Source organism: Streptomyces sp. NPDC028308 (assembly GCF_055565855.1).
Genome location: NZ_JBVHTO010000007.1, coordinates 247,675 through 273,160, shown reverse-complemented (window position 1 = coordinate 273,160; position 25,486 = coordinate 247,675). Strand labels below are relative to the sequence as shown.

Annotated in this window: 25 protein-coding genes; 16 read left to right on the top strand and 9 right to left on the bottom strand. The window is 73.9% G+C overall.

All coding sequences use genetic code 11. From position 1 onward, the window contains the following. Nucleotides 1–19: 19 nt before the first annotated feature. The gene (pgfA, locus tag ACZ4VA_RS18035; RefSeq protein ID WP_355787855.1) at nt 20–1,015 is read left to right on the top strand and encodes a cell envelope lipid trafficking protein PgfA; all 996 of its coding nucleotides are present in this window, start codon (nt 20–22) and stop codon (nt 1,013–1,015) included. Here pgfA and ACZ4VA_RS18030 read toward each other — a convergent pair. Both ACZ4VA_RS18030 and ACZ4VA_RS18025 read right to left on the bottom strand, forming a co-directional pair. Beyond that, on the bottom strand, nt 1,005–3,650 hold the full coding sequence (locus tag ACZ4VA_RS18030) for an ATP-dependent RNA helicase (RefSeq protein ID WP_468081983.1): 2,646 nt from the start codon (nt 3,648–3,650) through the stop codon (nt 1,005–1,007). The two genes, pgfA and ACZ4VA_RS18030, sit on opposite strands and share 11 nt — an antisense overlap. Before the next feature lie 73 nt (nt 3,651–3,723). Beyond that, on the bottom strand, nt 3,724–4,707 hold the full coding sequence (locus tag ACZ4VA_RS18025; RefSeq protein WP_355786348.1) for a class I SAM-dependent methyltransferase: 984 nt from the start codon (nt 4,705–4,707) through the stop codon (nt 3,724–3,726). Between the two features lie 244 nt (nt 4,708–4,951). Between ACZ4VA_RS18025 and rpsA the strand changes: the two genes are divergently transcribed. The 4 genes from rpsA (at nt 4,952) to ACZ4VA_RS18005 (ending at nt 8,661) form a co-directional block, all read left to right on the top strand. Next, nucleotides 4,952–6,454: a 30S ribosomal protein S1 gene (gene rpsA, locus ACZ4VA_RS18020; protein WP_355786350.1), complete on the top strand. Its 1,503-nt coding sequence runs from the start codon at nt 4,952–4,954 to the stop codon at nt 6,452–6,454. Nucleotides 6,455–6,634: 180 nt separating this feature from the next. Beyond that, a complete protein-coding gene (locus ACZ4VA_RS18015; protein ID WP_355786353.1) occupies nt 6,635–7,573 on the top strand; it encodes a PAC2 family protein in 939 nt (312 codons plus the stop codon). Between the two features lie 48 nt (nt 7,574–7,621). Further along, nucleotides 7,622–8,230 (top strand): dephospho-CoA kinase, encoded by a 609-nt coding sequence (gene coaE, locus ACZ4VA_RS18010; protein ID WP_355786356.1) that lies wholly within the window; start codon nt 7,622–7,624, stop codon nt 8,228–8,230. Nucleotides 8,231–8,280: 50 nt separating this feature from the next. Continuing rightward, nucleotides 8,281–8,661 (top strand): tetratricopeptide repeat protein, encoded by a 381-nt coding sequence (locus tag ACZ4VA_RS18005; protein ID WP_356169197.1) that lies wholly within the window; start codon nt 8,281–8,283, stop codon nt 8,659–8,661. 63 nt (nt 8,662–8,724) lie between these two features. Here the strand turns inward: ACZ4VA_RS18005 and ACZ4VA_RS18000 are convergent, their stop codons facing one another. Then, complete coding sequence (locus ACZ4VA_RS18000; protein ID WP_355786362.1) at nt 8,725–8,997, bottom strand: DUF6343 family protein; 273 nt, start codon at nt 8,995–8,997, stop codon at nt 8,725–8,727. Nucleotides 8,998–9,304: 307 nt separating this feature from the next. Between ACZ4VA_RS18000 and ACZ4VA_RS17995 the strand changes: the two genes are divergently transcribed. Beyond that, a complete protein-coding gene (locus ACZ4VA_RS17995) occupies nt 9,305–9,766 on the top strand; it encodes a DoxX family protein (RefSeq protein ID WP_356169200.1) in 462 nt (153 codons plus the stop codon). A 273-nt stretch (nt 9,767–10,039) separates the two neighbouring features. Here ACZ4VA_RS17995 and ACZ4VA_RS17990 read toward each other — a convergent pair whose 3' ends face one another. After that, nucleotides 10,040–10,531 (bottom strand): RNA-binding S4 domain-containing protein, encoded by a 492-nt coding sequence (locus ACZ4VA_RS17990; protein ID WP_356169203.1) that lies wholly within the window; start codon nt 10,529–10,531, stop codon nt 10,040–10,042. A 103-nt stretch (nt 10,532–10,634) separates the two neighbouring features. Here ACZ4VA_RS17990 and ACZ4VA_RS17985 point away from each other — a divergent pair, with 103 nt between their 5' ends. The 3 genes from ACZ4VA_RS17985 (at nt 10,635) to ACZ4VA_RS17975 (ending at nt 13,641) form a co-directional block, all read left to right on the top strand. Then, the gene (locus ACZ4VA_RS17985) at nt 10,635–11,384 is read left to right on the top strand and encodes a uracil-DNA glycosylase (protein ID WP_355788088.1); all 750 of its coding nucleotides are present in this window, start codon (nt 10,635–10,637) and stop codon (nt 11,382–11,384) included. 62 nt (nt 11,385–11,446) lie between these two features. Next, nucleotides 11,447–12,409: a prolyl aminopeptidase gene (gene pip, locus ACZ4VA_RS17980; protein WP_355788090.1), complete on the top strand. Its 963-nt coding sequence runs from the start codon at nt 11,447–11,449 to the stop codon at nt 12,407–12,409. A gap of 242 nt (nt 12,410–12,651) precedes the next feature. Next, nucleotides 12,652–13,641, top strand: coding sequence for a glycoside hydrolase family 6 protein (locus tag ACZ4VA_RS17975; protein ID WP_355788093.1), 990 nt, complete (start codon nt 12,652–12,654; stop codon nt 13,639–13,641). Here the strand turns inward: ACZ4VA_RS17975 and ACZ4VA_RS17970 are convergent. Then, nucleotides 13,613–14,014, bottom strand: a complete 402-nt coding sequence (locus tag ACZ4VA_RS17970) for a RidA family protein (protein ID WP_355788095.1) — start codon at nt 14,012–14,014, stop codon at nt 13,613–13,615. The genes ACZ4VA_RS17975 and ACZ4VA_RS17970 overlap by 29 nt on opposite strands. A 338-nt stretch (nt 14,015–14,352) precedes the next feature. On the opposite strand from ACZ4VA_RS17970, the gene ACZ4VA_RS17965 reads away from it, so the two are divergent. Further along, nucleotides 14,353–15,132, top strand: a complete 780-nt coding sequence (locus tag ACZ4VA_RS17965; protein WP_356239003.1) for a nucleotidyltransferase domain-containing protein — start codon at nt 14,353–14,355, stop codon at nt 15,130–15,132. A gap of 440 nt (nt 15,133–15,572) precedes the next feature. After that, on the top strand, nt 15,573–17,468 hold the full coding sequence (locus ACZ4VA_RS17960; RefSeq protein ID WP_356169220.1) for an FUSC family protein: 1,896 nt from the start codon (nt 15,573–15,575) through the stop codon (nt 17,466–17,468). Between the two features lie 305 nt (nt 17,469–17,773). On the opposite strand, the gene ACZ4VA_RS17955 is transcribed toward ACZ4VA_RS17960, so the two are convergent. After that, nucleotides 17,774–18,730 (bottom strand): endonuclease/exonuclease/phosphatase family protein, encoded by a 957-nt coding sequence (locus ACZ4VA_RS17955; protein WP_388905413.1) that lies wholly within the window; start codon nt 18,728–18,730, stop codon nt 17,774–17,776. A 316-nt stretch (nt 18,731–19,046) separates the two neighbouring features. On the opposite strand from ACZ4VA_RS17955, the gene ACZ4VA_RS17950 reads away from it, so the two are divergent. From ACZ4VA_RS17950 to ACZ4VA_RS17940, 3 genes are all read left to right on the top strand, one after another. Continuing rightward, nucleotides 19,047–19,172 (top strand): hypothetical protein, encoded by a 126-nt coding sequence (locus ACZ4VA_RS17950; protein ID WP_388905411.1) that lies wholly within the window; start codon nt 19,047–19,049, stop codon nt 19,170–19,172. A gap of 150 nt (nt 19,173–19,322) precedes the next feature. Next, nucleotides 19,323–20,012: a DUF899 domain-containing protein gene (locus ACZ4VA_RS17945; protein ID WP_355785617.1), complete on the top strand. Its 690-nt coding sequence runs from the start codon at nt 19,323–19,325 to the stop codon at nt 20,010–20,012. 212 nt (nt 20,013–20,224) lie between these two features. Then, nucleotides 20,225–20,398, top strand: a complete 174-nt coding sequence (locus ACZ4VA_RS17940) for a hypothetical protein (RefSeq protein ID WP_355785619.1) — start codon at nt 20,225–20,227, stop codon at nt 20,396–20,398. Between the two features lie 19 nt (nt 20,399–20,417). On the opposite strand, the gene ACZ4VA_RS17935 is transcribed toward ACZ4VA_RS17940, so the two are convergent. The 3 genes from ACZ4VA_RS17935 to ACZ4VA_RS17925 form a co-directional block, all read right to left on the bottom strand. Further along, a complete protein-coding gene (locus tag ACZ4VA_RS17935) occupies nt 20,418–22,568 on the bottom strand; it encodes an ABC transporter ATP-binding protein (protein ID WP_468082105.1) in 2,151 nt (716 codons plus the stop codon). A gap of 247 nt (nt 22,569–22,815) precedes the next feature. Continuing rightward, entirely contained in the window at nt 22,816–23,262 is a 447-nt protein-coding gene (locus ACZ4VA_RS17930; RefSeq protein WP_355785621.1) for a hypothetical protein, read from the bottom strand. Next, on the bottom strand, nt 23,253–23,924 hold the full coding sequence (locus ACZ4VA_RS17925; RefSeq protein ID WP_468081976.1) for an ATP-binding protein: 672 nt from the start codon (nt 23,922–23,924) through the stop codon (nt 23,253–23,255). The genes ACZ4VA_RS17930 and ACZ4VA_RS17925 overlap by 10 nt, the downstream gene beginning before the upstream one ends. Nucleotides 23,925–24,244: 320 nt before the next feature. Between ACZ4VA_RS17925 and ACZ4VA_RS17920 the strand changes: the two genes are divergently transcribed. Next, the gene (locus ACZ4VA_RS17920) at nt 24,245–25,105 is read left to right on the top strand and encodes a helix-turn-helix domain-containing protein (protein WP_355785626.1); all 861 of its coding nucleotides are present in this window, start codon (nt 24,245–24,247) and stop codon (nt 25,103–25,105) included. Beyond that, nucleotides 25,106–25,369: a DUF397 domain-containing protein gene (locus ACZ4VA_RS17915; protein WP_355785629.1), complete on the top strand. Its 264-nt coding sequence runs from the start codon at nt 25,106–25,108 to the stop codon at nt 25,367–25,369. Nucleotides 25,370–25,486: the final 117 nt, after the last annotated feature.

Sequence of the window (25,486 nt, the reverse complement as noted above, 5' to 3'; positions counted from 1 at the left end):
CACAGGGAGGGCCGCCGAGATGCGACGCAAGGCCAGCCTCGTCCTGCTCGCCCTCGCCGTGTTCTGCACGGCGCTGTCCCCCCTGCTGCGCTGGTACGCCTTCCCGCGGCTCGCCAAGATCCCCGCCGGCCAGTACCAGGACATGGTCCTGGAGGCGAGGAACGCGACCCTGCTCGACTACGGGACGATGAAGGCCGAGAAGGTCTCCCGGGTGACCGTCGTGCAGACCCTCAAGGGCAACGTGGAGGCGTCCGAGGCGATCGAGCGGACGGCGGGCCGCGATGTCGTCGTCTGGGACTCCCTGTCCTACGTGGAGGGCCCCGACGGCGAGATGGTCTCCAAGCTGCCCGAGCGGTACATCTTCGACGCGCACACCCAGGAACCCGTCCACGCGACCGGCGAGTCGGTCGACGGCGACCCCGTGCGCAGGGAGGGCATCGAGTTCAAGTGGCCCTTCCGGACGGAGCGGCGGGACTACGAGTACTTCGACGCGCAGACCCGCACCTCCGCCCCCATCCACTACAAGGGCACCCGGGACTTCCGGGGCGTCGAGGTCTACTACTTCGAGCAGACCGTGCCGTGGACCGAGGTCCCGTTCCCCGAGGTGATGCCGGTCAAGGGCATCACCGCCGAGTCCGTCGCGAAGACGGGCACCACCCGCTGGTACACCACCGTCCGCAGATTCTGGGTCGAGCCCGTCACCGGCGCCCCCGTCTACGGCGAGGAGATCCACCGCGAGGAACTGCGCGGCGGCAGCCTCCTGGGAGGACGCGACAAGGTCACCGCCTTCGCCGGGCACGTCAAGATGCGCGAGGACTACATCGAGTCGACGGTCTCCCTGGTCAAGTCCAACCGCACGGTGATCCTGCTCATGACCACGTACCTGCCCTGGGGCCTCCTGGTCCTCGGCGTGGGCCTGCTGTCGCTGTCGCTGTACCTGGAGGCCCGCGGCCGCGGGCCGGACGGCCAGGCCCCCGCCGACGACCGGCCGGAACCGGCCCCGGTCAACGCCTGAGCCGCGCGTTCGTGAAGCGGGTCGCCTCGGCGGCGGCCGGATCCTCCGGCCACGGATGCTTCGGGTACCGCCCGCGCAGCTCCGCCCGCACGGACCGGTACCCGTCCCGCCAGAACGACGCGAGATCCGCCGTGACCGCCGCCGGACGTCCGGCGGGCGAGAGCAGATGCACCAGCACGGGCACGCCCGCCACCGCCGGCGACTCCTGGAGTCCGAACATCTCCTGGAGCTTCACCGCCAGGACCGGCCGCTCCGGATCGCCGTAGTCGAGGCGGATCCTGGACCCGCTGGGCACCTCGATCCGCTCGGGCGCCAGCTCGTCCAGCCGCGCCGCCTGCCCCGAGGCCCACGGCAGCAGGCGCGTCAGGGCCTGCCCCGCGTCGATCCGCGCCAGATCGGCCCGCCGCCGCGCCCGGCCCAGCTCGGGCTCCAGCCACTCGTCCACGCGCGCGTGCAGCGCGTCGTCGGCGACATCGGGCCAGGGGGCGCCGAGATGCAGCCGCAGGAACGCCAGCCGCTGCCGCAGCGCCTCGGCGTCCCGCGTCCACCGCAGCAGCCCGAGCCCCTCCTCGCGCAGCCCGCGCACCAGCGCCTGACGTACGAGCGCGGGGTCGGCGTCCCTGATCGGCCGCACCGTCAGCTCCACCGCCCCGAGCCGCTCGACCCGCCGCGCCACCACGTCCCCGTCGGCCCAGCGGACCTCGTCGCCGTCGGCGTGCAGGGTGCCCGCCGCCCGCCGCGCCGTCCCCTCGTCGACGCCCGCCGCGAGCCGCACGCGCGCGTGGCCTGCGCCCACCGGCCGGTCGGCCACGGCGACGGCCAGCCAGGGCGCGCCGCGCAGCCCCGAACCGTCACCGACCTCGGCCCGCGTCCCGGACACCATCAGATACGAACCGCCCTGCGCCCGCGCGATCCGCTCGGGAAACGCGAGGGCGGCCACGAGACCGGCGACCCGGTCGTCCCCGAGGGACGCCCCGCGCTCCCCGGCGCCCTCTCGCCCGTCCCGGTGGTCGCCACGCGCGGCACCCCGTCCCGGGGCCGCCGGGGCCGGGCCCTCCTGTCCGGACCGGCCGGTTCCGGCGGAGCCTCGCTCCGGCGACCCGGGGCCCTCGGCCGCCCGGGTGCCGGAGGTGCCGCCGGCAGCCGCCCGCAGCCGCCGGGCCTCCGTGCGCCAGCGCGCCGCGTAGGCGTCGCCCCCGCGCCGGGCCGTCCGCCAGGCCGCGGCGAGATCGTCGCCGTACTCCCGCGGCGGCTCCTCGCTCAGCAGGGCGACCACCTCGGCGGCCCGCTCGACGCCCACCTCGGGCGCCGCGTCGAGCAGGGCGCGGGCCAGCCGCGGATGCAGCCCGAGCCGGGACATCCGCGCCCCCCGCTCCGTCGCCCGCCCCGCCGGGTCCACCGCGCCGACGGCCTCCAGGACGCTCCGGGCCGCGGCCATCGCCCCGGCCGGCGGCGGGTCGAGCAGGGCCAGGCCCGACGCGTCCGGGTCGCCCCAGCTGGCCGCCTGGAGGGCGAACGCCGTCAGGTCGGCCACCTTGATCTCGGGGGCGGGGAAACGGGCCAGGCGCACGTCCTCGGCCTCCGTCCAGCACCGGTACACGACACCCGGCGCCTCACGTCCGGCACGCCCCGCCCGCTGCCGCCCCGCCGCCTGCGAGGCCCGTACGGTCGCCAGCGCGCTCAGCCCGCGCGCGTGGTCCACCCGCGGCTCCCGGGCGAGCCCGGAGTCGACGACCACGCGCACCCCGGGGACCGTCAGCGACGACTCGGCCACCGAGGTGGCGAGCACCACCCGGCGTCCCGCCCCCGGGGACAGCACCGCGTCCTGCACGGCCGCCGGCGCCCGCCCGTGCACCTGGAGCACCTCGACGCCGGCCACGTTCCCGAGCTGCCCGGCGACCCGCGCGATCTCGCCGACCCCGGGCAGGAAGCACAGGACGTCCCCCTCGTGCTCGGACAGCGCCCGCCGCACCACCGACGCCACGTGCGTCAGCTGGGCCGGGTCCACGCGCATCCCGTGCGGCGGCCGCACCGGCATGGCGGGCGGCGCCCACACCACGTCCACCGGGTACGAGACGCCCTGGGCCTCGACCACCGGCGCGTCGCCGAGCAGCCGGGCCCAGCCCGCCGCGTCGGTCGTGGCGGACGCGGCGACCAGCCGCAGCTCGGGGCGGAGCGCGGCCCGCACGTCCAGCAGGAAGGCGGCGACGGTGTCGGCGTCCAGATGCCGCTCGTGGCACTCGTCCAGCACCACCACGTCCACGCCGGCCAGCTCCTGGTCGCGCTGGAGGCGTTGCAGCAGCACACCGGTCGTCACGACCTCCACGCGCGTGTGCCGCCCGACCACGCGCTCGCCGCGCACGGTGTAACCGACGCTCTCGCCGGTCCTCTCCCCGAGCAGCCACGCCATCCGGCGCGCGGCGGCCCGGGCGGCGATCCGCCGGGGTTCGGCGACGACGACCCGGCGCGCGGGCCCGTCGCCGGTGAGACCGGCGAGGACCAGCGGCACGAGCGTGGTCTTGCCGGTCCCCGGCGGGGCGCACAGCACCGCCGTCCCGTGTCCCTCCAGGGCGGCGCGCAGCGCGGGCACGGCGGAACGGACGGGCAGCCGGTCGAGGGCGTCGGTACGGATCACGCCCCCAGTCTCGTACGGCCGCGGGATCGCCCTCCACGCGCGTGTGCGGGACGGCGGGAGGAGAGGGGGGACGTCAGTCGCGCTCGCACACGAAGATCGCGGTCCCCGGGATCAGGTTGCCGCGCAGCGGGGACCAGCCGCCCCACTCCTGGGTGTTCCACGAGGGCCACTCCGGCTCCACGAGGTCCAGCAGCCGGAAACCGCCCGCCACGACGTCGCGCACCCGGTCGCCGACCGTCCTGTGGTGCTCGACGTACACCGCGCGGCCCTCCTCGTCCTGTTCGACGTAGGGGGTGCGGTCGAAGTAGGAGGCGGCGACGGTCAGGCCCTCGGGCCCGGGCTCGTCGGGGAAGGCCCAGCGGATCGGGTGCGTCACCGAGAAGACGAAGCGGCCACCGGGACGCAGCACCCGGCGCACCTCGCGCAGCACCCGGACCGGGTCGGCGACGAAGGGCAGCGCGCCGTACGCCGAGCACGCCAGGTCGAAGGAGCCGTCCGCGAACGGCAGGGCGCCCGCGTCGGCCTCGACGAGCGGCACACCGCCCCCGATGCGCAGCGCGTGCTGGAGCTGGCGGTGGGAGAGGTCCAGGGCGACCGGACGGGCTCCCTGGGAGACCAGCCAGCGGGAGCACTGGGCGGCGCCGGCGCCGATCTCCAGGACGTCCTTGCCCTTCAGCTCCTCCGGCGGGCCGAGCAGCTCGGCCTCCACCTCGTCGAGCCCCTCGGGACCCCAGACGAAGCGGTCGTCGCCGAGGAAGGTGCCGTGCTCGACCTGGTAGTCGTCCGCGTTGCGGTCCCACCAGCCCCGGTTGGCCCGGGTGCTCTCCGTGCCGTCCGCGTCACGCCGGGTGGCCTCCGGCTCCGCGGCTTCGCCGAGTGCGTCGGTGGGCTGCTCGTGCTCTTGGATGATGGGCTCCCTCGTATTAGTCTGCGGGCTCGTCCGTCCAGGCGTTCCCGGTGTGTCACCGGAGAGGCGTGGAGGGGCCAGTACGGCCTCCAGGGACGGGACTTGTGCCGGGTATGCGGCGATCCGCCCCGGGTGTGCGCCTTCGCGCATTGACCCTGCCCGGCTGCCCCCGTATGCTACAAGTTGCGCTGCGGGCCTGCGCTCCTCAGACGTAGCAGGCTGCGCTCGCATCTGTTGTATGTCCCCTCGGTTTTCGAGGCGCCGACGGCAGTGCCCCTCACCGGGCACCACCGGATCTGGCGCTTCCTTGGCTGTCCGGCTTCTTCAGAGCGAAACGGGCTCCCGGCGTAAGCAGTACCTACGACTCACTGTCCGTACCGGAGCCCTTTCCCACATGACGAGCAGCACCGAGACCACCGCCACCACCCCGCAGGTTGCGGTCAACGACATCGGTAACGAGGAAGCCTTCCTCGCCGCGATCGACGAGACGATCAAGTACTTCAACGACGGCGACATCGTCGACGGCGTCATCGTGAAGGTCGACCGGGACGAGGTCCTGCTCGACATCGGTTACAAGACCGAAGGTGTCATCCCGAGCCGCGAGCTCTCGATCAAGCACGACGTCGACCCGAACGAGGTCGTCAAGGTCGGCGACGAGATCGAAGCCCTTGTTCTCCAGAAGGAGGACAAGGAAGGCCGCCTGATCCTCTCGAAGAAGCGCGCCCAGTACGAGCGCGCCTGGGGCACCATCGAGAAGATCAAGGAAGAGGACGGCATCGTCACCGGTACCGTCATCGAGGTCGTCAAGGGTGGTCTCATCCTCGACATCGGCCTCCGTGGCTTCCTGCCGGCCTCCCTCGTCGAGATGCGCCGTGTCCGCGACCTCCAGCCCTACGTGGGCAAGGAGCTCGAGGCGAAGATCATCGAGCTGGACAAGAACCGCAACAACGTGGTCCTGTCCCGCCGCGCCTGGCTCGAGCAGACCCAGTCCGAGGTGCGCCAGACGTTCCTCACGACCCTGCAGAAGGGTCAGGTCCGCTCCGGCGTCGTCTCCTCGATCGTCAACTTCGGTGCGTTCGTGGACCTCGGTGGCGTCGACGGTCTGGTTCACGTCTCCGAGCTCTCCTGGAAGCACATCGACCACCCCTCCGAGGTTGTCGAGGTCGGCCAGGAAGTCACCGTCGAGGTCCTCGACGTCGACATGGACCGCGAGCGTGTCTCCCTGTCGCTGAAGGCGACGCAGGAAGACCCGTGGCAGCAGTTCGCCCGCACGCACCAGATCGGGCAGGTCGTCCCCGGTAAGGTCACGAAGCTCGTTCCGTTCGGTGCGTTCGTGCGCGTCGACGAGGGCATCGAGGGCCTGGTCCACATCTCCGAGCTGGCCGAGCGCCACGTGGAGATCCCGGAGCAGGTCGTCCAGGTCAACGACGAGATCTTCGTCAAGGTCATCGACATCGACCTCGAGCGCCGCCGCATCAGCCTCTCGCTGAAGCAGGCCAACGAGTCCTTCGGTGCCGACCCGGCCTCGGTCGAGTTCGACCCGACGCTGTACGGCATGGCCGCGTCGTACGACGACCAGGGCAACTACATCTACCCCGAGGGCTTCGACCCCGAGACCAACGACTGGCTCGAGGGCTACGAGACCCAGCGCGAGGCGTGGGAGGGCCAGTACGCCGAGGCGCAGCAGCGCTTCGAGCAGCACCAGGCCCAGGTCATCAAGTCCCGCGAGGCGGACGCCCAGGCCGAGGCCGAGGGTGTCGCCACCCCGGGTGCGGCTCCGGCCGCCTCCGGTGGCGGCGGTTCGTACTCCTCGGAGTCGGACGACAACTCCGGCGCCCTGGCGTCGGACGAGGCGCTGGCCGCGCTGCGCGAGAAGCTGGCCGGCGGCCAGAGCTGATCGCTCACCGCTAGCACTGGCTGAGACTGCGGGCCCGCACCCTTCGGGGTGCGGGCCCGCGGTGCGTTCCCCCAAGAGGCCCCCGGCCGGGGCGAAAACCGGCGTTCCCGTGTCCCGCTCGGGGAATGCGCGTGCTCCGGACCACGTTGTCGAGGAGGAACACGAGGAGGAGCGGTCACAGTGCTTGATCCGCAGGGTTTGTACGCATGGGAGCCGAAGGGCCTGGCCGTCGTCGACATGGCGCTCGCCCAGGAGTCGGCCGGCCTTGTCATGCTCTACCACTTCGACGGATACATCGACGCGGGCGAGACCGGCGACCAGATCGTCGACCGGCTGCTCGACTCGCTGCCCCACCAGGTCGTGGCCCGTTTCGACCACGACCGGCTCGTGGACTACCGGGCGCGCCGCCCGCTGCTGACGTTCAAGCGCGATCGCTGGAGCGACTACGAGGAGCCCACGCTCGAGGTGCGGCTCGTCCAGGACGCCACCGGAGCGCCCTTCCTGCTGCTGTCCGGCCCCGAGCCGGACGTCGAGTGGGAGCGCTTCGCCGCCGCCGTCCGGCAGATCGTGGAGCGGCTCGGCGTCCGGCTGTCCGTGAACTTCCACGGCATCCCCATGGGCGTCCCGCACACGCGCCCCGTCGGCCTCACGCCGCACGGCAACCGCACCGACCTGGTGCCCGGGCACCGCAGCCCCTTCGAGGAGGCGCAGGTCCCCGGCAGCGCCGAGTCGCTGATCGAGTACCGGCTCATGGAGGCCGGGCACGACGTGCTGGGCGTCGCCGCGCACGTGCCCCACTACATCGCCCGTTCGCCGTACCCGGACGCCGCCCTGACGGTCCTGGAGGCCATCACCGCGGGCACCGGCCTGGTGCTGCCCGGCATCGCGCACGGCCTGCGCACCGAGGCGCACCGCACGCAGACGGAGATCGACCGGCAGATCCAGGAGGGTGACGAGGAGCTCGTCGCCCTCGTCCAGGGGCTGGAGCACCAGTACGACGCCGCCGCGGGCGCCGAGACGCGGGGCAACATGCTGGCGGAGCCCGTGGAGATCCCGTCCGCCGACGAGATCGGCCAGGAGTTCGAGAAGTTCCTCGCCGAGCGGGAGGGCGACGGCTGACCGGGGTCCCGCCCGGCGCCGACCGGACCAGGCCCTAAGCTTCCGCTCATGCTGAAGGTGGGCCTGACCGGCGGTATCGGAGCCGGCAAGAGCGAGGTGTCGCGGCTGCTCGTGGAGCACGGCGCCGTCCTGATCGACGCGGACCGGATCGCGCGCGAGGTCGTCGCGCCCGGCACCCCCGGGCTCGCGGCGGTCGTGGAGGCCTTCGGCGAGGAGGTGCTCGCGCCCGACGGCGGCCTAAACCGCCCCCGGCTCGGCTCGATCGTCTTCGCCGACCCGGACCGGCTCGCCGTACTGAACTCGATCGTGCACCCCCTGGTCGGGGCCCGCTCCCGGGAACTGGAGGCCGCCGCCGCGCCGGACGCCGTCGTGGTGCACGACGTGCCGCTGCTCACGGAGAACGGGCTGGCGCCGCTGTACGACCTCGTCATCGTCGTGGACGCCGCCCCCGGGACCCAGCTCGACCGGCTCGTCCGGCTGCGCGGCATGACCGAGGAGGACGCCCGCGCCCGGATGGCCGCCCAGGCCCGCCGCGAGCAGCGCCTGGAGATCGCGGACATCGTCATCGACAACGACGTGCCGCTGGACCGGCTGCGGGAACGGGTCGGGGAAGTATGGGCCGATCTCGTCCGCAGGGCCCGCACACCGCAGGAATAGCGGCCGCCGCCGGGGGCGTTGAACCCTTGCAGTGAGGGAAGGACTCAGCCGTGCCCGACATCAGCGGTTCCACCGGACGTACCCCGGAGACGCACGTCATCGACTTCCGCGCCGCCGAGCAGCTGCTCGACGCCCGCGACCCGCGGGGCGCGGTCAAGCTGCTCGACTCGGTCATCGCCGCGCACCCGGAGAACACGGCCGCCCGGTTGCTGCGCGCCCGTGCCTTCTTCGCCGCCGCGCAACTGCGGCCCGCCGAGCTGGAGTTCACCATCGTCCTGGAGCGCGAGCCGGACAACGCGTTCGCGCACTTCGCGCTGGCCCGCACCTACGAGCGCCAGCGGCGCCCGGACCAGGCCAAGCGCCACTTCAGGCTCGCCGCCGCCCTCGACCCGAAGCCGCAGTACCTGGAAGCGGCCCGCTTCGACTCCTGAGCAGCTTCACGACCCGCCCGGTGATTCCGTCGCCGGGCGGGCACGCGTGTGCCCCGGTCCGTCCTACGGGTGCCGGTGCTCCGGCGGCCGGTAGGGCGGGATGTCGGGGCCCGGCTGGTAGTGCGGTCCCTGCCTGATGTGTCTGAGGACCATCACCAGGTCCACGGTGACGATCAGCCACAGCACGCCGCAGGCCGCCGCCCACCCGGGCCGCCCGACGAGCATGAACGCGGCCGTGCCGCCGGTCGCCCACACCAGGCCCCAGACGCTCAGCCAGAGGCGCAGCCGCAGCGCACTGCGTGCTGTCGTCGGCTCACTGCCCGTACGCATCGCCATCACCGCTCTCTGTGCAAAACGTACTCTTCGTCGCGCCCGTTCACCACGGGACGGCGGCCGGGGCCACGGGGTCCGCCGACGGCGGTACGACAGCCCCGGCGACGTCTTCCGGCACACCCGCCGGGCGGGAGCGGCCCGCGCTCCGGCGGTCGCCGCGCGGCCGGGCCGGAACGGCTCCGCGTCGGCGACCGCTCCCACGGGTTCGGCGCGGCCACCGCCACAAATGCCGGTCCACACCGATGAGTTCCGGCGGGACCGGGGGTCTACCTCTCGACAGCAGCCACCCCGCTTCGCACAGGAGACCTCCATGTCCGAGACCGCCGCCTCCACCGCCTCCGTCGCCTCCACCACCTCCGTCACCCCCACGGCGGGCCGCACGGCACGCAGCCGCCGCGCCCAGATCTCGCTGACCGTGCTGCAGACCGTGCTCGGTCTCTTCTTCGTCCTGGCGAGCGCCCTGCCCAAGCTGATCGCGCACCCGTCGGCCGCCGAGGGCTTCGACAAGCTGGGCTGGGGCAGCACGGGGATGTACATCATCGGCGCGCTCGAACTCGCCGGAGGCATCGCGCTGTTGATCCCGCTGCTGTCCTCGGTGGCGGCCGTGTCCCTCAGCGCCCTGATGGTCGGCGCCTTCATCGTGAACGTCACCGCGATCCACGGGCCCTACCCGGCGACCCCGCTCATCCTGATGCTGCCGCTCGCGCTGATCGCCTGGGCGCGCAGGGGGAACAACGCCGAGCTGGTACGGGTGGTGCGGCGGCGCGTGTGATCCCACGGGACGCCGGGGCCTGCCTTCGGCCCGGCGGCACGACAGCGAGGGCTCCCCGGTCCACCGGGGAGCCCTCTTCGGCGTTCGCGGGCGGGAGGAGGCCCCGGCGTCCGGCCCGGCCGAGAGCGACGGCCGGTCGGTCGCGAGCCCCGCTCCGGTCACGGGGCCACGTACCGGGTGGGGCCGTGTACCGGGTCGGGCCGTGTACGGCGCCCGGCAGGGCGGCACAGGGGTGGGACCGGCACCGACGTCTCGTAGGGCCGGCCCCGGCGTTCAGTGGCCGTCGGTGTCGCCGTCCGGTCGGACGAGGCCGCGCAGGCGCTCCAGCTCGCGGCGGTCCCGTTTGGTCGGGCGGCCCGCGCCGCGGTCGCGGATGCCGGCCGGGGCGACGGCCTCGCGGGGCGGGGGCGGCGGGCTGTTGTCCACGTAGCACTCGGCGGCGACGGGCGGTCCCACCCGCTTGCGGACCACGCGCTTCACGACGACGACGCGTTCCCGGCCCGCGTGGCGCAGGCGCACCTCGTCGCCTACCCGGACCGCGTAGGCGGGCTTGACGCGTTCCCCGTTGACCCGGACATGGCCGCCGCGGCAGGCGGTGGCGCCCATGGAGCGGGTCTTCACGAGCCGTACGGACCAGATCCAGCTGTCGACCCGCACGCTCTCGCCGGTCCGCGGGCCGGCCGCCCGGGCGGCGGCAGCCGGGTCGGCGGTGCCGTGCGCGCCGTCCGTGCCCGTCTCGTCCTCGTCAGCACCCTCAGAAGCCATGCCTCGACCTTAGCCCCGGTGGCGAGCGGTCCTCACACCTTTTCCCGCCCGCCGGTCAGGGCCTTGATCCGCCGCACCGTGGCCTGGTCGTACGGTGGTGGGTATGGACAGCAGCCTGGCCGAACTGGACGCCCGCATCACCGGATGCCGGGCCTGTCCGCGCCTGGTCGAGTGGCGGGAGGAGGTGGCCCGCACCAAGCGCGCCGCCTTCGCCGACTGGACGTACTGGGGACGCCCCGTCCCCGGCTTCGGGCCGCCCGACGCCTCGCTGCTCGTCATCGGACTCGCCCCGGCCGCGCACGGCGGCAACCGGACGGGCCGCATGTTCACCGGCGACCGGTCGGGCGACGTCCTGTACGCGGCGCTGCACGACGTCGGTCTGGCGTCGCGGGGGACCGCGGTGAGCGCCGACGACGGGCTCACGCTGCACGGCGTACGGATCACGTCGCCGGTGCACTGCGCTCCGCCCGCCAACAAGCCGACGCCCGAGGAGCGGGACACCTGCCGCCCCTGGCTGCTGAGCGAGTTGCGGCTGCTGCGTCCCTCGCTGCGGGCGGTGGTGGTGCTCGGAGCGTTCGGCTGGCAGGCCGCGCTCCCCGCGTTCGCCGAGGCGGGGTGGCGGGTGCCGCGGCCCCGGCCCGCCTTCGGGCACGGCGCCCATGTCACCCTGGAGGGCGAGGAGAGCTCCCTGGACCTGTTCGGCTGCTTCCACGTCAGCCAGCGCAACACCTTCACGGGACGCCTGACCCCCCTCATGCTGCGGGACGTGCTGCGGGCGGCGGCGCGGAGCGCGGGACTGCCGACGCTCCCGGAACCCGACCAGGACCATGCGGCGGGAACGGGGCGCATCTGAGCGGCAGTTGGTCCCGCCGGTCCGGCCCGCACGGCAGGCTTCAGCCTCGGTAGCCTCGGGTCATGGCGCTCTATCCGGAGATCGAACCGTACGACCGGGGCATGCTCGACGTCGGCGACGGCAACCACGTGTACTGGGAGGTCTGCGGGAACCCCGAGGGGAAGCCCGCGGTCGTCCTGCACGGTGGACCCGGGTCCGGGTGCACCCCCGGCTTCCGCCGGTACTTCGACCCAGCCGCGTACCGGATCGTGCTGCTCGACCAGCGGGGCGCCGGCCGCTCGACCCCGCGGGCGAGCGCGTACGAGACGGACATGAGCGTCAACACCACCGCCCACCTGATCGCCGATCTGGAGCTGCTGCGACGGCGGTTGGGGATCGAGCGGTGGCTGGTGTGGGGTGTGTCGTGGGGATCGGCGCTGGGGCTGCGGTACGCGCAGACGCACCCGGGCGTGGTGTCCGAGCTGGTCCTGACCGGAATCGCCACCGGTTCCGATCCCGAAGTCGCCCTGCTGACACGGGGACTCGGCAAGATCTTCCCCGAGGCCTTCGCGCGGTTCCTCGCCGAACTGCCCGAGGACGCTCGGGACGGCGATCTCGCCGCCGCCTGCCACCGGCTGATCGAATCGCCCGACCCACGGGTGCGGGCGCGCGCCGCGCGGGCCTGGACCGACTGGGAGACGGCGATCGTGCCGGCGCCGCCGCGATCGGTGCCGCGCTACGAGGACCCGGAGTTCCGCATGGGCTTCGCCCGCACGGTCACGCACTACTTCGGCAACGACCACTTCATGGGCGAGGGCAACGACGAGGGCGTCGTCCTGCGCGACGCCCCGCTGCTCAAGGGCATCCCCGGCACGCTCGTCCAGGGCAGCCTCGACTTTGGCAACCTCCTCGGCACGGCCTGGCGCCTCCACCGGGCCTGGCCGGACAGCGAGTTGACCCTCGTCGACGAGGCCGGACACGACGCGGGCGCGGCGGGCGTGGTCGACCTGCTGGTCGCGGCGACCGACAAGTACGCGCGGCGCTGACCCGCGGGCCGCCGGTGACGCCGCCGGTAGGGCGGTGCGGGCTGCCCGTTTCCCGCACGACCGCGGGAGTACCGCCGCGGGTGTGAGGCGTCCGCCGGTTCCGCCGTGGGACACCCGCCGTCGGAGTGAAATCGCGGCGATCCGACGGCGCACGGCACGGCGGGCGGGCGCCCTGTCAGCAGACTCCGGAGCCAGACGAGCCGCCGCCCTTGCCCGCACCGGCGGCGGAAACGGAGTCGGCCGTGCCCAGACCGCTGTTGAGCGCCCTTGCCTCCCTCGCCCTGGTGGGCCTCTGCTGCACCCGGGCCTCGGGCGCGGACGAGCCGTTCTGGGTGAACCCCGATTCCCACGCCGCCCGACAGGCCGCCGAGTACCGCGCCGCGGGCCGGAACGCCGACGCCGCGCTCGTGGACCGCATCGCGACCCGCGCCCAGGCCGAGTGGTTCAGCGGCTCCGACCCGGAGGCGCGGGTACGGGAGCGGACGACCGCGGCCGCCGCACGGGGGCGTGCCGCCGTGCTCGTGGCGTACTACGTGCCGAACCGCGACTGCGGCGCCTACTCCCACGGCGGCGCCCCCGGCCCGGCCGAATACCGCACCTGGGTCGACCAGTTCGCGGCCGGCGTCGGCGACCGGGACGCGTACGTGATCGTGGAGCCGGACGCCGTCGCCCAGGTCGTGGCCGGCTGCACCCGGGTCGCGGAGAGCGAGCGGTACGCGCTGCTCGCGTACGCCGTCGACCGGCTCCAGCGGCTGCCGCGCGCCCACGTGTATCTCGACGCGGGCAACTCGGGATGGATCCCCGAGGCCTGGCGGCTGGTCGACGCGCTCAGGGAGGCCGGGGCGACGCGCGCGGACGGCATCGCCCTCAACGTCTCCAACTTCCAGACCACCGAGGCCAGTACGACGTACGGGAAGGCCCTGTCGAAGGACCTCGGCGGCGTGCACTTCGTCATCGACACCAGCCGGAACGGCAACGGCCCCTACACCGGCGCGGACAACTGGTGCAATCCGCCCGGCCGGGCGCTGGGCACGCCCCCGACCGAGCGGACCGGCGACCCGCTGGCCGACGCGTACCTGTGGATCAAGCGGCCCGGCGAGTCGGACGGGCAGTGCCGCGGCGGTCCGGTGGCGGGCCAGTGGTGGCCGTCGTACGCGCTGGAGCTCGCCCGCAACTCCGCGGGCGGATCCGGCCCTTGGGGCGTCACTCGGACACGACGGCCGTCGCGGTGATCTCGACCAGCTGTCCGGCGTACCCGAGGCAGGCCACGCCGATCAGGGTCGAGGAGTGCGGGCCGGCGCTGAGGCCGGACGCCTCGACGACCTCCCACACGGCGGACAGGACGGCGGGCTCGCCGCTCACGACGTACACGTCCGTCGACACCACGTGGGCCATGTCGCTGCCGACGGCGCGCAGTTGCTCGTCCAGGTTGGCGAGCACCTGCTCGGCCTGCCGTACGGGATCGCCCGCGCCGACGAGATTCCCCTCGGCGTCGAGCGGCACGGAACCGGCGAGGAAGGCCAGCCTGGTGCCCGCCTCGACCACGGAGGCGTGCGCGTAGACGGGCGGAGGGAAGAGGGTGGGGACGGTGACACGCTGGATCATGGAGGCTCCGGGGGTGTGCGGGCGCGGGCGATCGACGACCTGCCGATGATGCGGGCCGGGCGGCGGCGGACGCAGCCGGTTTTCCCGCGGCCGGTGCCGGTGCCGGTGCCGAGAGGCCGCAGGGCCGGCGAGGTCGGAGGCGGTGAAAGGAGGGTGCCGGCGCGGGAAGGTGCAAGGGGGCCTGGGCGCATCCGCCGACCGGTGGGCGAGGATGGTCCGTGCCGTTTCCCGGCCGACGTGGGTCCGGGGCGGCACGGTGAAGGGGGTTCGGTGGAAGCGGAGTTGACGGCGTCGGCCGGTGCGTCGGCGCTCGTGCGACGGGGACGGGGTGCCTCGCGGTGAACGACGCGGACTTTCTCGATCATGTGGCCGACCGGCTCGCCGCGCTGTCCGGCGTCCGCGCGGTCGCCCTCGGCGGGTCCCGCGCGCAGGGCACCCACACGCCGGCAAGCGACTGGGACACGGCGGTCTACTACCGCGGGCACTTCGACCCGGCGGAACTGCGCGCCGTCGGCTGGGAGGGCGAGGTCTCCGAGATCGGCGGCTGGGGCGGCGGCGTCTTCAACGGCGGCGCCTGGCTGACCGTCGAGGGCCGCCGCGTCGACGTCCACTACCGCGACCTCGACGTCGTCGAGCACGAGCTGGCCGAGGCCGAGGAGGGCCGCTTCCGCGTGGAGCCCCTCCTCTTCCACCTCGCCGGCATCCCCAGCTACCTGGTCGTCGCCGAACTGGCCGTCAACCGTGTCCTGCGCGGAAGCCTGCCCCGCCCCGCGGCATACCCGGAGAGGCTGCGGACGTCCGCCCGCGAACGCTGGCACGGCACCGCCCGCGCCACCCTCGCCTACGCCGGGACCAACCACGCGCCCGCGTGCCGCCTCACCGAGGTCGCCGGTGCCCTCGCCACGGCCGCCGCCCAGGCCGGGCACGCCGTGCTCGCGGCCCGGGGGGAGTGGGTGACGAACGAGAAGCGGCTGCTGGAGCGGGCGGGACTGCGCGGCGTCGACGCGCTCGTGGGGCGGCTGACACCCGAACCGGAGCCCCTCGCCGAGGCCGTCACCTCGGCCCGCCGGCTCATCGACGCCGCCGTCGCCGAGGCGCGAACGTCCGCCGGCACCTGACCTGAGGCACCCCCTTCGGCATCGGACCACGACGGCGGGCGGCGACGGTGGCCCGATGTCGAGGGTTCGGCTTCGGGCCACGACGGCGGGCGGGGGCGGTGGTCCGATGCCGGGGAGTTCGGCTTCGGACCAGGACGGTGGGCGCGGGCGGCGGCCCGATGCCGTAGTCGGCCATCCACTCGTCGTCGAAGATCTTGCCCAGGTAGCGAGGGGCGTGGACCGGGGGCGCCGAAGGCCCGCACAGCCGGTCACCGCCCCGGCCGTCACTCGCACCCCCGTCGCGGAATTGCGTTCATAAAGAAACCGGCATCCCGCCGAAGTGTCACACCGTGGAAACGATCTCGTCCTCTTCACGACGGCAACGCGATCTACCCTGGACCCACCGCCCGGCCGACGTCGCCCGAAGGCAGACCCCCGCCCTCGTCCACGACTGGAGTCCCGTGCCGCTCCTCACCTCCCGTCCCGCCCCGCCGCCCTGGCTCGCCCACGCCCTGCGCGCCCAGCGGGGGCCGGTCCCCTGGAACGCGGTCGTACGCGGGGCGCTGGCCGCCGGACCGCTGCTGCTCGCGGCCGTGCTCGCCGGGCGACCCTCCGCCGGTGTGGCCGCCGCGCTCGGCGCCATGCTCGCCGGCATCAACGACCGGCCCGGCAGCAGGCGGACCGCCGTCGAACGGCTCGGTCTGCCCGCGCTGGCCGGGGCCGGCGGTCTGCTCGTCGGCTCCTACGCCGGCCTGCACACCGGAGCCGTCGCCCTGACCGCCGTACTGACCGGGCTCGGGCTGCTCGCCGGAGCCGTCAGCGCCGTCGGACCCGTCGCGAGCGGATCGGGGACGCAGCTCCTGGTCGCCGCCGCGATCGGCGCGGGCATGCCGCTGCCCGAGCCGGGATGGCAGCGCGCGCTGTACTTCCTCGCCGGCGCCGGCTGGCTGCTGGCGCTGCGGCTCGCCCTGCCGACCCGCGCCGCCGCCACGGCCGGCGACTACCGCTTCGACGGGGAGCGGGACGCCGTCGCCGCCGTGTACGAGGCCGTCGCCGCGCTGCTCGACGCGGCCGGAGGAGCGGACGCCGTCGCCCGCCGGGCCGCGCTCACCGCGGCGCTCGACCACGCGCAGGACGCGCTCTCCGGACCTCGGCTGCGGCGGTACGCCAGTTCCGCGGCCGAGCGGCGGCTGCACGCGCAGTACGCCGCGGCGCTGCCCCTCGCCGAGGCCGCCACGGCGCTCGCCTGGGCCGGGGACGACGTGCCCGCCCGCGCCGCGGAAGGCCCCCGCAGGCTCGCCGCGGCGGTCCGCGCGGGCGGCCCCAGCGGACCGCTCCCCGCACCCGCGCGCTCCGCACCCGCGCTGCGCGCGCTCGACGACGCCCTGCTGCACGCCGCCGACGCCTTCGACCGCGGCGCGGCCGTCCCGCAGCGCGGCGCGCACACCCGGCGCCGTACCGCCGGGTCCCTGCTGCGCACCGTCCTCGGCGCGGGCGGACGCGAGTACGGGCTGCGGGTCGCCCTGTCCTTCGGAGCGGCCGTCGCCGTGGCGCAGGCACTGCACCACACGCGGTGGTACGGGACCCACGCGCACTGGTACTGGCTGCCCGCGACCGCCGTCTTCCTGGTCAAGCCCGACCTCGGGCCGCTCGCCTCGCGCGTCCTGTGCCGGGCGGCGGGGACGCTCCTCGGCGCGGTCCTCTTCGCCGGGTTCGCCGCGCTGCTGCCGAGGCCCGGCGGGCTGGTGGCCCTCGTCGCCCTGTGCGGGGCGCTGATCCCCGTCGCCACCCGGCACTTCGCCGCGCAGACCGCCGTCGTCACCGTCCTCGTGCTCGCCCTCGTGATGGTGGGCGGGGAACCGCAGGCCTCCTGGAGCCGGATCGGCGAGACGCTGCTGGCCTGCGGGATCGTGCTGCTCGTCGGGCATCTGCCCGCGCCGGGGCAGCGCGGAGGGACGGTACGGGCGCGGCTCGCCCGGGCCGCGCGCGCGGCGGACGCCTATCTCACGCACGTCCTCGGCGACGGCACGGCGGACGACCGGTCCGGCCGGTGGGTCCTGCGCCGCGAGGCCTACCGCGCGCTGGCGGAGGCCCGCGCCGCGATCGACCTCGCCGCCGCCGAACTCCCCGCGCTGGCCCGGCACTCGGCGGGCACGGACGAGGTGGCCGCGACCCTCGAACGGCTCGTGGACCTCACCACGGCCTGCGCCGTGCACCTGGACGACACCGGGCGGCTCGGCTCCCGCCACACGGCGCGCATCGCCGACCTGCTCGACGAACTGGCCCGGCAGCGCGAACGGGCGGGACTACGCACGTCGGACATCCCGACCCCGGACACCACCCCGGCCAAGACCTGACGCCCCGGGCACCCCCGCTACGACCGCTCACGGCCGGCAAAACCAGCCTGCCCCGGCGTCCCGACCACTCACGCCCCGACAAACGCGCCCGCCCCCGCGTTCCCGCCGATCACGCGGCTCGACTGACCCGCCCGCACCGCCGTTCACGGGGTTCGGGCAACCGGCCTGCCCCCGCGTCCCCGCCGATCACAGCCCGCACCCGCGTACCCGCCGATCACAGCCCGCCAGCCAGCCCGCCCCCGCGTCCCCGCCGATCACGGTCCAGCAGTCCCGTCCATCCGCCTCGGGCGCCCACCGGCCACCCCTCACGCCCCCACCCGTACCCACACCGGCGCGTGGTCGGAGCCCGGGGCACCGCGCCGTGCCGCCGGCTCCGTGTCCACCGAGGGGAGGCGCGGCGCCCCCGCGCCGGGCAGACCCGTTCCGGCCTCCGTGATCCGGTGGACGAGGCGGTGACTCACCAGGACGTGGTCGATCAGCTCGCGGCGGCCGGAGGTGACGCGCGAGTAGCGCCGGTCGGCCGGGATCAGCGGGGCCACGTCCCACAGCCGCGTCGCGTCACCCCGGTCCGGCTGCCCGAAGCCCGGCGTGCCGATCTCGGAGCCCGGCGGCCCGAGGAGGATCTGCGTCGTCGCGGCCTGAACCTCGTCGTTGAGGTCACCGAGCACCGTCACGTCCCGCTCGCGGCCCTCGCCGCCCAGCAGTTCGTCGGCCAGCGCCCGCAGCGCAGTGGCCTCGGCGGCCCGCCGGTACAGGGCGTACGCGCCGTAGCGGGCCCGCTCGCCCTCGTCGCGCGGCTGGAAGCGGCCGCCGGGGTACGACAGCAGCTTCGACTTCAGATGGCAGACCGCCGCGGTCAGGGGCGCCGTCGGCCCGCTGATCCGCACCGCCAGGAAGCCGCGGCCCGCCCGGGTCACGGGCTCTCCGTCGTCGTCGCCCTGCACGGGCCGGAGCAGGTCCGGGAAGGCGGTCGTGTCCGCGACGACCTCCGGTACGAGGCCGCGGCTGAGGAAGCCGACCCGGATGCCGCGGCTGTCGGCGTGCTCCGAGAGCGCGAGGTGCCAGCCGCCGTCGAGAAGTCCGGCGAGGTCCTCCAGCGCCTCGGGGTCGCCGACCTCCTGGACGCCTAGCAGGGTCGGGCCGAGTTCCGTGACCACGGCGGCCAGTGCGGCGAGCTTCGCCTCGTAGGCGGCCTTGTCCTTGGGGCCGAACGGGCCGCCGGGCCGGTAGAGGTTCTCCAGGTTCCAGGTGGCGAGGAGCATGCCGGGCTCCTTCCGGGAGCGGGTGACGGGAGGCCGGCCCGGTGACCCGGGGGACGGCTGACAGGGGAGGGAGGGCAGTGGAGGGGCGGGGGACGTGCGGCGGGTGTCGCCGGGACGGGTGACGCCAGAGTGCGCGCGAAAACGTCACCGCGACAGAGCGGGGACAGAATGCGCGGTTCACGCCGCCCGACGGCACGACCCCGTCGTACGTCGGTGAGGTGACCTCGCCTCCGGCCGACCTCGTCATCGCCGGCTGCACCGCCCTCGTGCACAGCGCCCGCTCCGGCGACGTCCGCAAACGATCGTTGCCGGGCGGGTGCCGATGCGGGACCGGCGGCTGCTGACCCTCGATCTGCCCGCGACCGTAGGGGAGTCGGAGGAGCGGGTGCCGGCGCTGACCGACCGGGCGAACGGCCGCGGCATCCACCGGTACGACACCTGACGGGCCCGTCGCGGCGCAGGTGGGCGCCCGCCCCGAAAAAACTTCCCGCGGCGCCGATGAGTTCCGATCCCGGGACCGGTCCACCTCAAGGAAGGCACCGTTTCCCGGGCCTTCCGCAGGCAGCAGGCGTTCCGTCGGCAGGAGGGGCACATGACGTATCCGCAGATCGTCTCGCGCGAGGAGTGGCGCATCGCGCGCGAGGAACTGCTCGCCAAGGAGAAGGCCGCCACCCGGGCGCGAGACGCGCTCAACGCCGAGCGGCGCGGACTGCCGATGGTGGAGATCGACAAGGAGTACGTGTTCGAGGGCGGCGACGGCAAGGCGACCCTCCTCGACCTCTTCGAGGGCCGGCAGCAGCTCGTCGTCTACCACTTCATGTTCGCCCCGGAGTGGGACGCGGGCTGTCGCAGCTGCTCGGCGTTCCTCGACCAGATCGGCCACCTGGCGCACCTGCGGGCCCGCGGCACCGCGTTCGCGGCCGTCTCCCGGGCGCCGTACACCAGGATCCTGCCGTTCAAGGCCCGGATGGGCTGGACGGTGCCCTGGTACTCGGCGTACGACACGGATTTCAACCAGGACTTCGAGGTGTCCTTCGAGCGCGACGGCGAGACCTGCGAGCGGCCGGGGATGAGCTGCTTCCTGCGGGACCGCGACCGCGTCTTCCACACCTACTCGACGTACGAGCGCGGTCTCGACGGGCTGGGCTCCACGACCACCCTGCTGGACCTCACCGCCCTGGGGCGGCAGGAGGAGTGGGAGGAGCCCCGGGGCCGGGCCTCGGCGCTGGGCGCCCCGGCGGGCAGCGAACGGATCCGGTACCACGACGAGTACGAGGACTGAGATTCACCGATTCATGTGACTGGCGAGCCCGAAGTGACAGAAGTGGTCGCAATGCGTACTCGGGCGAACACCAGGTGTACGGAGAGTGAGAGAACCCTCACCGCGAGGCGGTGAACTGGTGTCGACTACGTCTCAGTACCGTCACTACGCGAGCCGTTCACCCCATCGTTGGCGTTTAACTCTACGAGTACAGCGCGACATGGAGGTGCAGGGTGAACGGGCGAATGGTGCTGGAGCGCTTTCCCGCCGGTGGGCCGCGTGGTTCGTGGCCGGCGGAGGAGTTCGCACAGGCGTGCCGTCTGCAGGGCCAGGCGGCGGAAGTCGTCATGGACCTCTCCACGGACGCGTTCCTCGTGATCGTGCGCGGAGCGGACGGCGTCGAGTGAGCCGAGGCGCGACAGAGAGTCACCGCGCCTCCCCGGTGGGCACCCTCGCCTCCCCGACGGCAGCCACCTCGCCCGCGGACGCGCCTGCCTCCTGAGCGGACTCGGCCGCGTCGGCGGCCACACCCGCCTTACGAGCGGTCTCGGCCGCCCCTTGCGCCGGCACCGCCTCCCTCGTGGTCCCGTCCACGCCCGCTTTCCGAGCGGTCTCGGCCGCGCCTCCGTCCACAGCCGCCTTCCGGGCGGGTCCGACCCCGGTCGCCCCTCGGGCCGGCACCGCCTCCGCCGTCGTCGCGCTCCCGTTCCCGTTCGGCTTCCCGTTCCCGTTCGGCACCGGGGTGGTGAACTGACCCGCCTGGAGCGCGTACAGCTCCGCGTAGACACCGCCCGTGGCCAGCAGTTCCCCGGGGCTGCCGGACTCCACGAGACGGCCCTGCGCCAGCACGTGCACCAGATCGGCGTGGCGCACCGACGCCAGCCGGTGGGTGATGAGGACGACCGTCTGCCCGGTACCCGCCAGCGCCCTGATCTTCTCGAAGACCTCCAGCTCGGCCCGGGCGTCGAGGGCCGCCGTGGGCTCGTCCACGATCAGGATCCGACCGCGCCGGTACGCCGCCCGCGCGATCCCCAGCCGCTGCCACTGGCCGCCCGACAGCTCGTGACCGCCGCTGAAGGCGCGCGCCAGCAGGGTGTCGAGCCCGCGCGGGAGGTCCGCCACCACGTCCTGGGCCCCGGCCTCGGCGACCGAGGAGGCGAGCCGTTCGTCGGTGAGCGGTGCCGAGGCTCGGCCCACCGCCACGTTGACGCGGGCCGTGAACGGCCACCGCTTGAAGTCCTGAGCCACCATCGCGATGCGCTCCGCGAGCGCGCGCCGGTCCGCCGTCGCGGCGTCCACGCCGTCCCACAGGACACGGCCGTGATCGGGCGTGTAGAGCCCGGCGAGCAGTTTGACCAGGGTGGTCTTGCCCGACCCGTTCTCACCGACGAGCGCGATGATCCGGCCGAGGGGCAGCGTGAGGCTCACGTCGTCCAGTGCGGGCCGGGCCGCCTTGCCGGGATAGGTGAACGTGACGTTCTCGAAGCGGATCTCCCGCGGATCCTCGGGCAGCGGCTCGCCGCCCTCCGGGATCGCGCGCTGCGCCGCCTCCACGTACAGGCGGTGCAGGTCGCCCACGAACAGGGCCTCCTCGTGGAGCGAGTTGACCTCCAGGACGAGGGTGTCCAGGCTCGCGGAGCCGGTGCGGATCGCGATCACCGCCGTACCGGCCACCGACAGCGCCATCGTGCCGGCGAGCAGCAGCCCGCCGAGGGTCGCGTACGTCGCCGCCGTGGCGAGGCCCGTCCAGGCCGCCGCGATCAGCCCCGTGCGCGCGGCCAGACCGGCCAGCCGGGCCTGCTCCGCCTCCGCGGTCTCCGACATCGAGCGGAAGTGGCGCAGCAGGAACGGGCCGACCCCGTGCACGCGGATCTCCGGTGCCGCGGCCGGCTCGGTGAGCAGGTTGCCGATGAGCCGGCCCGCCCGGGCGTGCTGCACCCAGGCGTGGAAGGACTCGTACCGCCGCCGGGCGATCGTCAGGGCGCTCCACGCGCTCGGCAGCGTCATCATCACCAACAGCGGCAGCAGCGCGGGATGCAGCACCGTCAGGACACCGGCCGCCGCGACGAGCGAGATCATCGCGTTCACGACCTGCGTGGAGATCGCGATCATGCGCCGGGCGGACGAGGCGCCGTACTGCGCGGTGTCCAGCAGCTTGTGGAACGCGTCGTCCTCGATCGCGGAGAGCTCCACGGCCGCCGCCCGCTCCAGGTACAGCTCCGTCGCGACCCGCTCGACCTTCGGCTCCAGCCGGCCGGTGGCGTACGTCGAGGCCGCCCGCAGCAGCGCGGCGAACAGCATGACGGCGGCGACCGTGACCAGCGCCGGGGCCGCGCCGCGCAGCCGGTCCTCGACCGGGCCGTCGGCCATCAGCCGGCCCAGCACGCTGTTGACCGCCAGCAGGCTCACCGCCTGCGCCGCGCCGCGCGTGATCTCGGCGGTCAGCACGGTCCGAGCCGCGCCGCGGTCCGCCTGCCAGGCCAGCCGGAAGCTGGACGCCAGCAGGTGGGGGAGCCGCGTCACCATCGCGCGGAAGCCCAGCTCCAGGAAGGCGTCGGAGTGCTGCGACCAGCCCATGTCGTAGCGGAGCGGGCCGCCGAAGAGCAGGCGTTCCGAGTCCGACGGCGACGGATCGGCGTGCTGGCGCTTCTTTCCCACCGGTGACCTCCCCCGAGTGCGCACGCACGGTGCCCTCCCCAGGAATGGCGGCCTCCACCCGTGCCCGCGAGGGCGATCGGGGCGGACCGAAGCACTCGGGCGCCGGTCGCTCACGCCGTCGGCGCCCCCACCGCGCGCCCGGCCTCGTCGCGCCGGGGCGGGTCCGTCAGGCGCTGACGGACCTGGACCACGCCGGGGGAGTGCCCATGACCCGGCAGACGGCCAGGTACAGGGGGATCGGCGGAGTGTACGGAAGCGTACCCTCCGGTTTGTGGATGAGCCCGGGAACCGACGGTGCCTCCGGGACGAGCGCCCCCGTGGCGTACAGGGCGGGCGCGGGCCAGTCCAGGGAGACGTCCGAGTCGGAGGGGACGATCCACCACCACTGGGCGGCGTCGGCGTAGACGCAGCCGACGCGCGGCAGCCGGGACAGGAGCACCGGGCCGAAGCGCGCGGGCACCACCACCGCGTCGCAGCCGAGCGGCACGGTCATGCCGTCGGGTATGGGGAGTCGGCTGGGCGCCCCGGACGTGCGGTGCCCTCGTCGGAGGCGGACCAGCGTGTCCAAGGTCAGCAGGGGGGCCGTCCCGGTCGACGTCGCCCTCACACCCATTCGGCCCCCGTCCCGCGGAACGCCTGCGCCCCGGAACCCCGGCCGTCCGCCGGGGGCTTCTTCGCGCTCCAGCCGAGGTCCGAACTCGCCTCGGTGTCCGGCTCCCGGCCCCCCGAGCGGGCCGGGACCGAGGGGAAGGGCTGGTCCGCGGCGTCCGGCCGCCCGGAGGCGTACGGCACCGGCGCCGGGTGCGGCAGCCGGGGCAGGCTCTCCATGGTGTCCACGGTGTCCGCGGCGTCGGCCTCGAAGATCTCGCCGGTGGCGTCCGCCAGGTCCGCGAAGCCCATCGCGTCCGCGAGGGCGGCGGTCGGGTCGGCGTCCGGCGTGCGCGGCAGCTCGGCCCAGACCAGCAGGCCGGGCCCGTACTCCTGGGCACCCCAGGCTTGGCAGACGGCCGCCACGAGCATCAGGCCCCTTCCGTGTTCGTCCTCGGCGCCCTGCGGCGAGGGTCGCGGCTCACCCGGAGCGCACCCCTCGTCACGTACGGCTATCCGCACCAGGTCGTCGGCGTCGTGCAGCTCGCACACGATGCGCCGGCTCGCGGTGTGCACGATGGCGTTCGTGACCAGCTCGGAGACGACCAGATCCGCCGTGTCGCAGGTGTCCGCGCAGACCTGCCAGCCCGACAACCGGGCATGGGTCAGGTGCCGGGCCTGTCTCACAGAACCCGGATGTGCGGCCAGCTCGAAGCGAAACCGGCGCTCCGCGGTCGCATCGGGGCGCACCCCTGCTGCGGCACGGAGACCGAACCGGTCTGCGGCGGCGTCTGTTCCTAACGGCGCGGACGGAGTCACGCTTGCCACTATCGCCCCGCCGTGAACACTTGGCAAGTGTCACTCTGAAAATTGCAGAGTGCCGTGTGACGCCGTGGAGCGCCATGGCACACTGCTCGCAACAGCACGTCGAGCGGCGCCAGTTGGAATCCGGGAAACGGACTCCGAACGGCGCCGCCCGGGCTGTCCGGACACAGTGGAGGTGGGACGTGAGCGAACCGCGGTCCGCGCCGACGGTCGGCCAGGTCGTCCTCGGCCGGCGACTGCTGGACCTGCGGGAACGTGCGGGTCTGAAGCGTGAGGAGGCCGCACGCATCCTGCGTGTCGCACCCGCCACCGTCCGCCGTATGGAGATGGCCGAGGTCAGCCTCAAGATTCCGTACCTCCAGCTCCTGCTGAAGTCGTACGGCGTCTCCGACGAGGAGGCCGAGGGTTTCGTCCACCTCGCCGAGGAGGCCAACAAACCGGGCTGGTGGCAGCGCTTCCACGACATCCTGCCGGGCTGGTTCTCGATGTACGTCAGCCTGGAGGGTGCCGCCTCCCTGATCCGCTCGTACGAGCCGCACTTCGTGCCGGGGCTGCTGCAGACCGAGGACTACGCCCGCGGGGTCCTGAAGTCGGGTGCCATCGGCCAGACGCAGCCGGACGAGATCGAGCGCCACGTCGCCCTGCGCATGCAACGGCAGAGCCTGCTCACCCGGGAGGACGCACCACGGCTGTGGGCCGTGATGGACGAGACGGCGCTGCGCCGCCCCGTCGTCGGCCCCGAGGTCATGCGCGCCCAGATCGACAGGCTCCTCCAGGCCACGAAGCTGCCCAACGTGACGCTGCAGATCGCCCCGTTCTCCTCGGGGCCGCACCCCGGCACGTACGGGCCCTTCGTGCTGTTCCGCTTCGCCATGCCGGAACTGCCGGACATGGTCTACAGCGAGTACCTGACCGGCGCCGTCTACCTGGACGCGCGTTCCGAGGTGGCGACCCACCTGGAGGTCATGGACCGCATGGCGGCTCAGGCCGCTACGGCACATCGTACGAAGGAGATCCTCCGGGATCTCCGCAAGGAGCTGTGAATGGAACGCATCAAGCCGCGGATACGCACCGTGCGGATCTACAACGGGATGCCCGCCCGCGAGCTGGGCAGCGAGGGCTGGCACAAACCGTGGAGCGGCGGCAACGGCGGCAACTGCCTGGAGGCGATGAAGCTCGACGACGGCCGGATCGCCGTCCGGCAGTCCGCCGACCCGGACGGGCCCGCGCTGATCTACACGCCCGGTGAGATGACCGCCTTCATCCAGGGCGCCAAGGCGGGGGAGGCGGACTTCCTGCTGTCCTGAGCGGGCCTGTTTCGCCCCGCCTCGGGAACGGCACCCCCTGACGTACTTGTGCTCGTCCTTTTCTCTCCTTTGCGTTCAACTTCCTTATTCTGATGTTGAGTTGCCACTTCGGGAGGC